At 63.8% G+C, this 13,342-nt stretch carries 8 protein-coding genes; 4 read left to right on the forward strand and 4 right to left on the reverse strand.

All coding sequences use genetic code 11. The features are described from left to right. Positions 1 to 9 precede the first annotated feature (9 nt). Positions 10 to 2,121, forward strand: coding sequence for an HlyD family efflux transporter periplasmic adaptor subunit (locus AB1286_RS15990; RefSeq protein WP_430364182.1), 2,112 nt, complete (start codon positions 10 to 12; stop codon positions 2,119 to 2,121). Here the strand turns inward: AB1286_RS15990 and AB1286_RS15995 are convergent. Both AB1286_RS15995 and AB1286_RS16000 read right to left on the reverse strand, forming a co-directional pair. Next, positions 2,118 to 2,978: a hypothetical protein gene (locus AB1286_RS15995; protein WP_430364183.1), complete on the reverse strand. Its 861-nt coding sequence runs from the start codon at positions 2,976 to 2,978 to the stop codon at positions 2,118 to 2,120. The genes AB1286_RS15990 and AB1286_RS15995 overlap by 4 nt on opposite strands. A gap of 79 nt (positions 2,979 to 3,057) precedes the next feature. Then, on the reverse strand, positions 3,058 to 5,046 hold the full coding sequence (locus AB1286_RS16000) for an MAC/perforin domain-containing protein (RefSeq protein WP_430364184.1): 1,989 nt from the start codon (positions 5,044 to 5,046) through the stop codon (positions 3,058 to 3,060). A gap of 263 nt (positions 5,047 to 5,309) precedes the next feature. On the opposite strand from AB1286_RS16000, the gene AB1286_RS16005 reads away from it, so the two are divergent. Together AB1286_RS16005 and AB1286_RS16010 are read left to right on the forward strand one after the other, a co-directional pair. Then, positions 5,310 to 8,558: an ATP-binding protein gene (locus AB1286_RS16005; protein WP_430364185.1), complete on the forward strand. Its 3,249-nt coding sequence runs from the start codon at positions 5,310 to 5,312 to the stop codon at positions 8,556 to 8,558. A 296-nt stretch (positions 8,559 to 8,854) separates the two neighbouring features. Further along, positions 8,855 to 9,370, forward strand: a complete 516-nt coding sequence (locus AB1286_RS16010; RefSeq protein ID WP_430364186.1) for a hypothetical protein — start codon at positions 8,855 to 8,857, stop codon at positions 9,368 to 9,370. Positions 9,371 to 9,382: 12 nt separating this feature from the next. Here AB1286_RS16010 and AB1286_RS16015 read toward each other — a convergent pair whose 3' ends face one another. After that, positions 9,383 to 10,303, reverse strand: a complete 921-nt coding sequence (locus AB1286_RS16015; RefSeq protein WP_430364187.1) for a LysR family transcriptional regulator — start codon at positions 10,301 to 10,303, stop codon at positions 9,383 to 9,385. A 107-nt stretch (positions 10,304 to 10,410) separates the two neighbouring features. Here AB1286_RS16015 and AB1286_RS16020 point away from each other — a divergent pair, with 107 nt between their 5' ends. Then, positions 10,411 to 11,499, forward strand: a complete 1,089-nt coding sequence (locus tag AB1286_RS16020; protein WP_430364188.1) for a zinc-binding dehydrogenase — start codon at positions 10,411 to 10,413, stop codon at positions 11,497 to 11,499. A gap of 60 nt (positions 11,500 to 11,559) precedes the next feature. Here the strand turns inward: AB1286_RS16020 and AB1286_RS16025 are convergent, their stop codons facing one another. Continuing rightward, entirely contained in the window at positions 11,560 to 13,269 is a 1,710-nt protein-coding gene (locus AB1286_RS16025) for a lactate permease LctP family transporter (protein ID WP_430364189.1), read from the reverse strand. Between the last annotated feature and the right edge of the window lie 73 nt (positions 13,270 to 13,342).

Below are 13,342 nucleotides of genomic sequence, written 5' to 3' on the forward strand. Positions count from 1 at the left end.
AGCAAGACGATGCCTCGCCTTCCGTCCCTTCGCCAAGAACTGAGCTTGACGCCCGGCGCCGCAACGCCGGACGGCGCGCCGACATGGATGCTCCACGATCCCGCCGGCAACCGCTTCTTTCAGATCGGCTGGCCCGCGTTCGAAATGCTCTCTCGCTGGCCGCTTGATGACGCCGAAGCGATCGTCGCATCGGTCAATGCGGAAACGACGCTGCGTTTGACGGTCGACGATTTCGAGCTGCTCGTGCGGATGCTGCATCAACAGCATCTGCTCGTGGCGGCGAGCCCGGCAGACACGGGGCGGCTCGCGGGCGCGGCCGCGGCGAGCAAGCTCTCGCATGCGATGTGGCTGCTCAAGCACTATTTGATGATCCGCGTGCCGCTCTGGCGTCCGATGCCGTTTCTGCGGCGCTTCGCGCGCTATGCCGAAATCGCCTACCGGCCCGCGTTTTGGATGGTCATCGCGCTCGTGGCCTTGACGGGGCTCGTGCTCGTATCGCGCCGCTGGGATGAGTTCGTCCATACGTTTCATGGCTACGCCGATCTGCGCGGGCTGCTCGCGATCGGCGTCGCGCTAGGATGCGCCAAGGTGCTGCACGAATTCGGCCATGCGTTTACCGCGCATCGCTACGGGTGTCGCGTCCCGACGATGGGCGTTGCCTTGCTCGTAATGGTGCCGGTGCTTTATACCGACACCACCGAGGCGTGGAAGGTGCCGGGCCGAACCGAGCGATTGCGTATCGGCGCTGCCGGCATGCTCACGGAATTGGCGTTGGCGGCGTTCGCGACGTTGGCTTGGAGCATCCTGCCCGACGGGCCGATGCGCGCGGGGGCGTTCCTACTCGCTACGACCACATGGATCGGCACGCTCACGATCAACGCCAGCCCGTTCATGCGGTTCGACGGGTACTTCCTGCTGTCCGATTGGCTCGATATGCCGAACCTGCACGATCGCGCGTTCGCGTTCGGGCGCTGGTGGATGCGCGAGCGATTGTTCGGGCTCGGCGATCCGCAGCCCGAGCCGTGCGCACGGCCGCGCCGGCGATTCTTGATCGCGTTCTCCTTTGCCACTTGGTTTTATCGGCTCGCGGTTTTCTTCTCGATCGCGCTCGTCGTGTATCACGCGTTCTTCAAGGCGCTCGGCGTCGCGCTGTTTTGCGTCGAGTTCGGTTGGTTCATCGCGCGGCCGATCGTACGCGAGGCGATCGCTTGCTGGCGCATTCGCGCCTCGTTGCGTTGGCGGCGTGAGACCAGGCGTACGGCGCTTATCGGCGCCTTGCTCGCCGGGTTGCTCGTGCTGCCCTGGCACGGCGGCGTCAGTGCGCCGGCCGTGCTCGGGCCTTTACGCGCGCAAGGGCTTTATGCCCCCGAAGCCGCGTATGTCCTCGGCGATGCGCCGATCGCGCATGACGGCCAGCACGTTCGGGCGGGCCAAGTATTGGCCGTGCTGTCATCGCCCGACCTCGCGCATAAACTGCAAGCGGCGCAAGCCGAAGAGACGCTGCTGCGTTGGCAGGTCGAGCAGCAGTCGTTCGACGATCGCTTGCTGGAGCAGGGCGTAGCGTTGCAACGGCGCTGGGACGCGGCACGCGAAACGGTCACGGGGCTCACGGCGCAAGTTGCGCAGTTGACGCTGCGCGCGCCGTTCGACGGTGTCGTGCAAACCGACGACGAGTTGGCGCCCGGTACGTGGCTGCCGCGAGGCGAGCACGCGTTCGATGTCGTGGGCCCGGTGGGCGTGAAGGGCGAGGCATTCATCGGGGAAGACGACGCCGCGCGCGTGCGGCCCGGCGATCGTGTGACGTTCGTGGCGTCGGTGCCCGAACTCGGCGCGTTGCGTTGCAAGGTGGCGGCCGTCGATCGCGTCAATGTCGCCACGCTCGATACGCCGGCGCTAGCAAGCGTCTACGGCGGCCCGCTGCCCGCGCAAATGCAGCCCACTACCCACCAACTCGTGCCGCTCGCGGCGACCTACCGCGTGCGCATCGACGAATGCCCGGCAAGCGAGGCGTGGCCGCGCGAGGTCGTCGGCGAAGCGACGGTCGGCGGTGCCCGGCAAAGCTTCGCGTGGCGCGGCTTGAAGTGGCTCGCCTCGGTGTTCCAGCGCGAAAGCGGCGCCTAGCTCGCCTCGGGCTCGGGCCGTCTGTGCCGGGTGGGCGTTTGCTCTTCGTGGTAGTAGGGGCGGGTCGCCGGATCGCCCATGACGGCGGCGTTGCCGAGCACGGTTTCGGTCGGCAAGGCACGCTCGTCGCACGCGAAGCGGCACGCCAACGCCGAATTGCGATTGCCGTGCAAATTGACGACCGCCATCCAGGCATCGTGCTTCGAAGCGCCCGGTGGCGGCGGTTCGGGGAAATGTTGCGGCGGCAAGATCAAGGCGTCGCCGGGCGATAGCCACAAATCCGCCAGCGCAATCTCGTGCGAAAAGGGGCGCCAGCGGGCAACGCTCACCACCAGCGGCAAGCTTGTGTGACGCGAAAAGAACACGTGCGGAAATGCGTGGTATTCGAGGTCCGTCGGGTTGTAGGTCAGCAACTCGCGGCGGCGGCCGATCTCGAGATAGGGTGACTGGTGACCCGCCCACTGACCGTAGGTGTACTGCCCGCATAGGAGCCCGTCGAACTCGAAGCGGATGCACTCGTCCGAGCGCAGCAGCGTCATGCCGAAGGCCTGGGCCGTCGCTTGGGTGGCCCAGAGCGGCTCGTAATCGACGAGCTCCGCATGGAAATCGAATTCCTTGATCGTATAACCGCCGTCGCGCGTCGGAATACGCTTTTCGCGCCAACCGATGCCCGTGTACTTGGTGCCCCTATCCAGCAGCGGATCGCGAGGTGCGAGCACGATCTCGTTACCGCGCGGCTGTGCATACTGCTCGCATCGGCCGCGATGGTTGTAAAGGTAAGGAAACCGCGCGCAATCGAGCGCGTAGGCATCGCCGTCTTCGATAAACAGGACGGGGTCGAGGTGAGAAGCGGACATGGGAGATTCCGGGCAAACAGTCGAAAGGATGAAGCGCGGCGGCGCCGCGCTTCGATCGTGCAACACACTACCTGATAGGTTATTTCTCTTGCCAGTGGAATCTGTCGTGGCGCTTTAGCGACCAGAGCATGAAGGGTTCCATCCATCGCCGGACCGACGCCGTGTTTCCGATTTGGACGAGGTCTTTATGATGACCGTGGTAATGCACGAGTTCAAAATGCGTGTGCTCTGCGTTGCCGCGAACATCCCAAAGCACATCGTCTTGCTGGAAACGGCCATCGTCGCCATAGGGGAATAGCATGCACCGGCTTTCGTTGTTGAACCCCTGCAAGCAGGCGCCCGTTTCGAAGTTGATCAGAATGTGCGTATTCTGGAGGTCGTCATAGCGAGAAAATCGAAGGAAATACCAGTATTGCCCGAGATAGGTGTCGCCGTCGTTCGTTCGATGCCCGGCCTTGATCATTTCGATCTGCGTCTTGTCGCCCGAATCGGATGCCGCCAGCGCGAGCCGGTCGCCATCGACGTTGCAGATCGTTTGCAGCTTGGTATTGGTCTCCTGCACTACTTGGGTGACGAGCACTAGGCTCTTCGATTTGCTATCGGCCACGATGCGCGCCGTCACCTGGACGGTAGGCGAAATGTTGGGTTGATTCGGCGTGCCGAAGCCGGCCACCACGAAATCCGTGGAGTCTGCCGACGACATCCCGCGTCCCGCCAGCACGTAGGTCAGCCCGGCGATGCTGCACGGTTGCATGTTGCGAACGAGTTTGTGCCAGCGATTCAACGTTTGCTGGTTTGCGCCGTGGACGAGCAATTGCGCTTGCATATCGGCCGAGGGGTAAAAGCGTGCATCGCGGGGCCAACGCTCGGTGGCGAGCAGCACCATTTCATGCCGATCGGTGACGCCGGCCAGCATCTGCGTTGCTTCCTTCCAAAAGGCGGCGAAAGCGGCCTTGTCGGCGCCGCGCTCGGGCGCATAAAGCCGCTTGTCGACGCGGCGTGCCCGGTTTTTCCCGACGATCACGATATGCAACGCCGGTGCGTCGCTCGTGTCGTTTTCAGCTTGTGCGGCGCTCGCCGACATTTCCTGCACGGAGATCGTCGAACTTTGCCAATTGGCTGTGATTTTCGCTTCGAAGCCCATGTACCATTTGCGCGCCTTTTCGATCGCGTCGTGCTGGGTGACGTAGTGCGCTTGCGGAACGCAGTCTTGAATCGGCTTGAGCTCGACATCCACGACGCGCGGCGCCTTCGATAGGCTCTTTCTCCACTTCTCGTAATCCGCGTAGCAACTCGCAGGGTTGATCGGATCGAAATGGATCGCCTCCGTTCCGCCCGACGAACGGATCTTGGCATTCAACGTTTTGGCCGTTCTTTTCTCTTCGTCGGTGATCGATGTCGAGGCGCTCGTGACAAACGTCATATACGAGGCCGAAACAGTCGCTTCCAAATCGGTTTTCGAGCTGAAGGACGACTTGTCGACCATCATCGAAAACGTCGCATTTCCGCCCACTACCACCTTGGTGACGACATCGGTTCCGAAGGTCTTGAAAAATGGAACGTATTGTTCGACGTTGGCAAGATCGTCCGACAGTTTGGGCAATTCGCCCAGCGCCGTCTTGAATCCCGCGGAGAAATTGCGTTCCTCAACCTCGAGCTTCACGCTCCAGAGTTGTTTGAACTCATTGCATATCGCGGCGTAGTGCGTGTTGAGGATGGACGTATCGCGAGAAAACGTCGTGGAAAATCCACCGCTGAAGGCGCCGTAGCTGCCCTTTGCGTTGGCCTGCACCGTGCTCTTGTGATTGAATTCGGCCGTCGACTCGAAGCTAAAGGTGCTCTGCATGCTGTCTGGGACCTGTGTCAGCAACACACGGCGTCCCATGCGGTACGTCGTGCCGTCGATAACCTTTTCTACCTCGTCGATCAAAGGATCCAAGACATGGTTTTCGTCGGTCGGTGCGGTGGCCCAGCTTCGTTGGCCCAGCCCGGTACCCAGCAAATTGATTCCGCCTACCGCATCGAGCTGTTGCTCATTTGCTAGTGCGGCGAGAGCGCGATCGTTCATGGTATTCCCCGTCGTGGTTTTAAAAAAACCCGCAATGCGCGGTCTCCGGTTGCGGGATTGGGAACAGCGAGATCAGTCTAAGAGGCTCTCGAATCGGCGGCAGTATCAGTTCGGTATCAGCTCAGGCGGTGTTCTCGGCGCGTGCATATTCACACTGTGTAATGGCCGCCGCCGATGCATAAAAGGCGCGCAGTACAATACCGATTTGCGCGTCACGTCGGTCGTCCGTGAATTGCCGCGCATTCTTTCAATTCCATTTAGCGATGCGCGAAACCGATTTCGCCGTGCACGACGGTCGTGTACTGCTCGATCCCGGGGTGCTGAAAAGCCTGCGTAAAACTCAGGGACACAGCCAGGAAACGCTCGCCTATGCGTGCCTGGATCGGCATCTGTGCGTCTCGGTCGCGTCGATCAAGCGGGCTGAAACGGGGAAGCCCGTTCTGTATCGCACCGCCCGGCATTTGGCAAACATGTTCGGGGTGGAAATCGATACGCTGATCGGCCAAGCCGGTGCGAAGGCTGTTCGGCATACGCCGGAAATCGAATCGGTTTCGCCTGTCCCGAACGCTCTTGGCATTGCGCCCGAAGAAGTCATTCGTTATGTCGTGGTGTTGCGGTTCGCCCCTCGTGCCGAGATACCGGTCGAGCAAGTCTTCTCGCTGATTCGTCAATTCGGCGGGCAGGCTCGGCACGACCGCTATGTGGCCGCATACTTCGGCATGTCTCAAGCTTACGGCAGCGATAGCCGGCGGGCGCTGATGTGCGCAATGACGCTGCTGCGTTCGCAATGGATCGGCGGCGAGCGGCCGGCCGTGCTCGAGTTGCAGCGGTGGGCCGATGACGTGGATGGCCCGGTGCCGCACGAGCGGTTCGGCGCGCCATCGGACGAGGCGGCCGTGTATGTGGGGCAAGCGCTTGTCGACCAGTTGTCGCGTTGGTTTGAATTTGCCGAAGCGCAGCGAGATGCGCCGCGATACCGGGCCTGTTTGCGCATACGCGAGCAAGGCCAGACGAGTGCCCGCGGGCTTGCGGGAAGATCGATCGAAGTGCTTCAGTTCGACGCCGTGCTCGATGCGGTACTGGAATGCCAGGACAGTCACGTCGTGTATGTCCGCGGCATGGCCGGGATCGGCAAGACGCGGCTGGTGGAGACATTCCGGGCGATGGCGCTGAGCCAAGGGTTCGCGTGCCACGGCGGGGAGTTTCATGACTTCGGCATCGATAACGGCGCGACGTTGTTAGCTCAGGTGGTGTGCAGTCTCGCGGGCGTGCCGGCAGGTGTCGAGCTGGCCGCCGGGAGTGCGAGCATCGCCTCGGCGGCGGCCCGTGCATTCCGCGAATGGGCGCTGCCTGAGCCGTTGCACGTTTTCCTGCTGGCTTTGCTCGGGGCGGCGCCGGGCGATTCGGCGCAACAAGCCCGCTATGCGGCGATGACCGATCGCGAACGTGTCGACCAATTGCAGGCGGCGATCTGCCATCTCATGTTGAGGCGAGCAATCGATAAGCCGCTGCTGATTGCCATCGAAGATTTGCATTGGGCGGACGCCCCGACCGTGGCGCTCCTGGCTCGATCGATGGCCGCGACAAGCGACGCGCCCATCGTCTGGGTGCTGACATCGCGTCCCGAGGGCGATCCGCTCGACGCCGCGATCCGGCCCAACTTTGCCGCGGCGTTGAGCGTGCTCGATGTCGCACCGCTGAGGCCGCGCGAAGCGGTCGCCTTGGCGGCGCACTTCAGCGGCGTCGATCCCGGATACCGCGCCGCGTGCATCGAGCGGGCGCAGGGCAATCCGCTTTACCTCACGCAATTGCTGGCCAACCACGAGAGCGAATTTCCCGATAGCTTGCGCCATCTGGTCCAGACGCGTGTCGATCGGCTTGCTCCGGCGGCGCGCAATGCCCTGCGGCATGCGTCGGTGCTGGGGCACCGCTTCGATCTCGCCTCGTTGCGTGTCGCATTGGGCGATAGGGACTACGTCCCCGAGCAAGAGATCCGGCAGATGATGGTTAAAGAGATCGATGCGGGGACGTACGGCTTCGTACACGATCTCGTCATGCAGGGCGTGTACGAAAGCATCCCGGCCGACGCGCGCAAGCGGTTGCATCGCACGATTGCCGAGCTTTATGCTCAGACCGATCGCGCGCTCTATGCTCAGCATTTGGCGCGAGCCGGCGATCTACGCGCATGTCCTGCGCTCTTGGCGGCCATGCGCGAGAAGCTCGCGGGCTATCACTATGCGCAAGCCTTCGATCTTGGCTTGCTATGCGAGGGGCGCGCGACGCACACGGTGGAACGTCAAGCGCTTGCGTTCTTGCGAGGGCAGGCTTGCACCGGCCTTGGGCGGATGAGCGAGGCATGCGAATGGTTTGTCGAAGCGCTCGATCTGGCCGTCTCGCCTGCGGCGCAGATCGAGGCTGTGCTTGGCCTGGCCCCGGTGCTCAACGCGCTCGACCGGCTCGACGACGAGGAGACGCTGCTCGAAAAGACGCTGCCGCTTGCGCAAGCGATCGGCGCCGACGTCGAATTGGCGCGCTTGCTGCATTTGCGCGGGAGCATTCGTTTTCCGCAGGGCGATTATGTGCTGTGCCGGCAATTGCACCGCCAGGCGTTGCGCCACGCGAGGCGGGCGCGCCACGCATCGAGCGAAGTGCAGGCGCTAAGCGGCATCGCCGACTCCTACTATGCACAGGGCCGGATGTCGCGAGCCCACGCCCTTTACGACCAATGCATTCTTCGTTGCGAAAGCGGCGGCGCGAGCGATATGGCGGCAGGCAATCTTGCGGCACGCGGGTCGACGGCCTCGTACCTGGGTCTGTACGAGTCGGCATTGACCGACTGCGAAGAGGCCGCGGTACGGAGCGAGCGTATCGGCAACCGCCGAGCCGAGGTGTTCGCCCGGCTCGCCGCCGTTTGGGCACTAAGCGATGTGGGACGAGACGAGCAGGCGCAAGCGGCGGCCGACCGCGCGCTGATACTCGCGCGGCAAATCGGCACGAGCCGCTTCGAGCCGATGCTGCTGGAAGTATCGGCTCGATTGGCGCGCCGTCGAGGCGACGGCGCGCAGGCGTGGCGCTTGATCATGCAAGCCGCGGCGCTCGTCGATCGATTGCGTTTGCATCGCTATGTGGGCGCTTGGGTGCAAGGCACGATCGCTTCGATTGCCCCCGATCCCGTGCTGCGCGAGCTGGCGCTCGCCAAAGGGGCCGAACTTTTGGCGCAACGATGCTTGGCACATAACGCATTGCGTTTTCATGTCGCGGCGGCGGAGCTGGCGTTGTCGGCGAAGCAGCCGGCGCAGGCGCTGCGACATGCGCAGAGTCTGCGAGCGTTGGCCGAGCGCGAGCCCTACGCATGGATCGAGCACCATGCACAGTTGATCGAGCACGGTGCGCGGTGGATAGAGACGGGTACGCAAGAGTCGCTAGCTACATTGACGGTCGTTCGGCAAGCGGGACTTGCGGCAGGCTTTGCCGCGACGATGCCGCAATGGACGGCATCGATATCGATTTGATCGCCGTCCAAGGTGGCGAGAAACGCTGTCCGCCCTCGGCGCTAAGCCGAACTCGGTTTGCCTGTGAATGTGGAGATCGGTTTGTCGACTTTGCGCTCGATAGACTGTGCGCTCGAGCCCGGCGGGTTTGTTCCTCCTCGACATAGCAGTAGGCCGAAAAGCATCGAGCGAGGACCGGGCTGCCGATTCGCCCGCATAGGCACACTCGATGCTTGGTCGATAAAGCGATGTTTCGACTACGGAGTCTGCGATGACGAATGCGCAGGAAATCGAACGCGGCGACAAGTGAGGTTCCTATGAGCAGACCATTGAGCTTACTGAAGATCGGCAAGCGTGGTGCGGCGGCCGCTCGGGGCGCGCTCGATTTGCGGCGGGCGGCGGCGTCAGGGACGGTGGCTGGGCTGTGCGCGGCCGGAGCGGCAGCCTATTGCGCGCGCCAAGAAGGCGCTACGGCATGTGCGCCGCTCAACGCGGTCACGCATTGCGTGTGGCCCGAGCGGGCGCCGCGCGAGCAAGGCTTCAGTGTCCGTCATACGTTATTCGGGCTGGGTATCCATCAAGCGGCGGCAATTTTCTGGGCGCTTCTTTTCGAGCGTATCGCCCCGCGCGCACCGCGCAAGCATCCGGCTGCCTTGCTCGCGGCAGCCGCGGGGACGGCAGCCACCGCCTACGTCGTCGACTATCACCTCGTGCCCAAGCGGCTTACGCCTGGCTTTGAGGCCCACCTCGGGCCGCGTTCGATGACGCGCGTATATGCGGGTATCGCGTTGGGGCTGGCCGCCGTCGCGTTGCTGCGTTCGTCCGAACGCTGATACCAGCATCTGTCACCGCGGCCAATGCTCGGCCACATCGACGAGCGTTTCGCGCAGCCATAGGCTCGCGGGATCGAGGTGGCTGCGCGGGTGCCACGCCGCGAACATCGAAAAACCGCGCGCGTCGAACGGCAGATCGAATACGTCGAGCTTGTCGCGGTAGCGCGTGACGAGCCGAGACGGCAACGTGGCGACGTAATCGCTAAGCGCTACCAAATCCGGCACGGCGGTGAAATGCTGAACCGAAAGCGCGACGCGGCGCGCGCGTCCCATCGCCTCCAGGTGCTCATCCATAAATCCGAAGAAACTGCCGCCGCTCGTCGAGACGAGCACGTGATCGAGCGCGCAATAGGCGTCTAAATCCGGCGCCGTCGCCCCGCGCGGGTGGCGCTTGCGCTGCACGAAGACGAATCGTTCGTCGTAGAGTTTGCGCGCTTTGGCCCATGCGGGCACCCCACGCTCGGAACCGATCAATAGATCGATCTCGCCACGCTCGAATCGCTCGAGGCTGCTCGAATGCTCCGACGCCACGAAGGCGAGCTGCACATTCGGGCCTGCGCGGTCCGCCCACGACTGCATCAACCGGAAGCCGAGCACGGCCACTGCTTGGTCGCTGCCGGCGATCGTGAAGCGGCGCGTATCGGTCATGGGATCGAACGACGGTTGCCGGCGCACCACGGCTTCGAGTTGCGTCAGTGCGGCTTTGAGCGGCGCCATCAGCTCCGTCGCACGGACGCTGCGCGTCATCCCTCGACCGCTCGGCGCCGGGATCAAGAGTGGGTCGCCGAAGATCTGCCGCAGACGAGCTAATTGCGTCGAGACGGCCGGCTGCGTCAAATGCAGCCGCTCGGCGGCACGTGTGACATTCGATTCTTCGAGCAACGCGTCGAGCGATACGAGCAGATTGAGATCGATACCCCGGAGATCAATCATATTGATGGGTCGAATTCTATTAATTGATTTCAAGAATACGTCGGGCGTCGCTACAGTTCAACCATCCGATCTCGATCGACATGAAGAACTCAACGGAGGTAACGACGATGAAAGCCTGGATGCTCGACGAACCCGGCAAGCCGCTGGCCCTGTGCGACGAACCCGTGCCTGAGCCGCGTCGCGGCGCGGTGTTGCTGCGGATGGAGGCGGTGCCGCTGCTCAGCTATACGCGCGCTTATCTCGAAGGCAAGCTGCCGTATGCGTTCCCACCCGGGCCGTTCTCGCCGGGCACGAACGGCGTCGGCCGGATCGAGGCCGTAGGCGAAGGCGTGTTCGGATTCCGAAAAGGGCAGCGTGTGGCGGTCAACCCCTATTGGCGCGCGGACGAAACCGTCGGCGAGCCCGAGCAAGTGTTGATCGGGTTGACGGGTATCAGCGCCGGCAGTGCGCCGATGCTCGCCGATTTTCCGCACGGCACGCTACGCGAACTCGCCGAGTTTCCCGTATCGACGCTCGTCGCACTCGATGGTCTCGAGACGATGAGTTCGACGCGGCTCGCCTCGCTGGGCAAGTTCTCCGTGCCGTTCGGCGGCTTGCGCCGCGGGCGGTTGACGGCCGGCGAGACGGTGGTCGTCAACGGCGCCGGCGGCTACTTCGGTTCGGCCGCGGTTGTGGCTGCATTGGCGCTCGGTGCGAGCCGAGTCGTCGCGGCGGGCCGCCGAGCGCAAGCGCTGGCACCGCTCGTCGAGCTGGGGCGCGGCCGCGTCAAATCCGTCGTGTTGACGGGCGATGCGGCGGGCGATGTCGCGGCGATCCGCGAGGCAGCGGGCGGCGGCGCGGATCTCGCATTCGATATGGTGGGCCATGCCAGCGATGCGGACGCGACGCTGGCGGCGCTGCGTAGCTTGCGCCGCAACGGCCGGCTCGTGTTGATGGGCAGCATGGAGGTGCCGCTGCCGATCCCGTACGGCGAGATGCTGATCAACAACTGGGAGCTGATCGGCAACTTCATGTACACCCGTGCCGATTACTTGGCGCTCGTCGCGCTCGTGGCATCGGGGCAATTGTCGCTCGACAGCGTCGATATCGCAGCTTATGCGTTCGCTCAGTTGGAAAGCGCGATCGACCGGGCAGGCAGCGCGCAGGGTCTGCAATGCACGGTCGTGTCGAGCGAGGTTGAACGCGGTTGGGACTGATGTGCGTTGCACGCCGGCCGAGGCCGGCGCGCTTGACGGCGCACGCGATGGGACGTGGCGTCAGTTGACGAGCATACCCGTCAGCCAATAGGCCTGCACGAGCGTCATGATGCCGACCACGGCCGCGAAGAACAGACTATGGCGCAACGTGAAGCGGAACAGCGAGGCTTCTTGGCCGACGAGCCCCGTCGCCGCGCAGGCGACGGCAATCGACTGCGGCGAGATCATTTTGCCGGTCACGCCGCCTGTCGTATTGGCCGCGACGAGCAGTGTGTCGGACACGCCGATTTGATGGGCCGTCGTATGTTGCAGCGAGCAAAACAGCGCATTGGACGACGTATCGGAGCCCGTGAGAAAGACGCCGAGCCAGCCGAGCAGCGGCGAGAAGAGCGGGAACGCGGCGCCGGTGCCGGCGAGCAGCAGCGCCAACGTGGAGGACATCCCCGAGTAGTTCTCGACGAAGGCGAACGCCAGCACGAGGCCGATCGAGAGGATGGGGCGGCGCAGTTCGGCGAGCGTTTCGACGAACGTGCGCGCGGCGACGCTCGGACGAACGCGAAGCAGCACGGCCGAGATCAGGGCGGTCAGCAAGATCGCCGTGCCGACGGCCGAGATCAGATCGAGCTTGAACACGGCGTCCAACGCTTTGGGCGTGCTCACGATGGGCGCCGCCTTGAGTACGAGTCGATCGAGACCGGGCACATGCAGCGAGAAAACGGTCCCCGCGAGCGCGCCGTGGGCGCCGAACAAGGCCTTGAACGAAGGGAGACTCCAGATCGTGACGACGATCGTGAGCAGGCCGAAGGGCGCCCACGCACGCAGCGTCTGAGCGCCCGTGTACGGCGACGCTTGCCGGCTCGTATTGGCGAGGCGCGCCGCGCCCGGCGCACCGCCGAAACCCGAGAGCGCTGCGGCGCCGCCGCCGCTCGCCGTCATGGCCGCTTGGGCCGCGCTTCGAGGCTGCCAGACCTTGAGGAATGCGGTCAGTGCGACGAGGCTGACGAGCGCCGACGCGATGTCGGGCAACTCGGGTCCGATGTGGTTCGAGGTGAAGTATTGCGTGAGTGCGAAGCTGCCGCCGGCGACGAGCGCGGCAGGCCATGTCTGTTTGACGCCGCGCACGCCGTCCATGATGAACACAAGCCAGAACGGGACGAACAGCGAGAGCAGCGGCAATTGCCGCCCGGCCATCGCGCCCACATGGAACGCGTCGAGTCCGGTCACCTGTCCCGCCACGATGATCGGAATGCCCATGGCGCCGAACGCGACGGGCGCGGTGTTCGCGATGAGGCACAGACCTGCTGCGTATAGCGGGCTGAAGCCGAGGCCTACCAGCAGCGCCGCCGTGATGGCGACCGGGGCGCCGAAGCCCGCGGCCCCTTCGAGAAACGCACCGAACGAGAAACCGATCAACAGCATTTGCAGCCGTCGATCGTCGGTGATCGAAAGCACCGATGCGCGAATGATCTCGAATTGGCCCGTCTTCACGACGATCTTGTAGAGGAACACGGCCGTGACGATGATCCATGCGATAGGCCACAAGCCATAGGCGAAGCCGTAGCCCGCTGCCGTGAATGCCATCGTCGCCGGCATGCCGTAGGCCGCGATGGCAACGGCGAGCGCGAGCGCAAGCGTGATTGCGGCTGCGAGATGACCTTTGATCTTCAGTACGGTGAGCGCCGCGAAGTAAAAAACGATCGGGATGGCGGCGGCTAGGGACGATAGCCCTAGGCTGCCAAGCGGTGTGTAGGTTTGGCTCCAAATCTGCATGTCGGTCTCCTCCGTTGATGCAAAAACAATACGGTGCTCGGCCGCGTCGCATGGCGCGCGGCCTGAACGTGAT

This window comes from Trinickia sp. NRRL B-1857 (assembly GCF_050470685.1).
In the GTDB taxonomy this organism is placed as follows: domain Bacteria; phylum Pseudomonadota; class Gammaproteobacteria; order Burkholderiales; family Burkholderiaceae; genus Trinickia.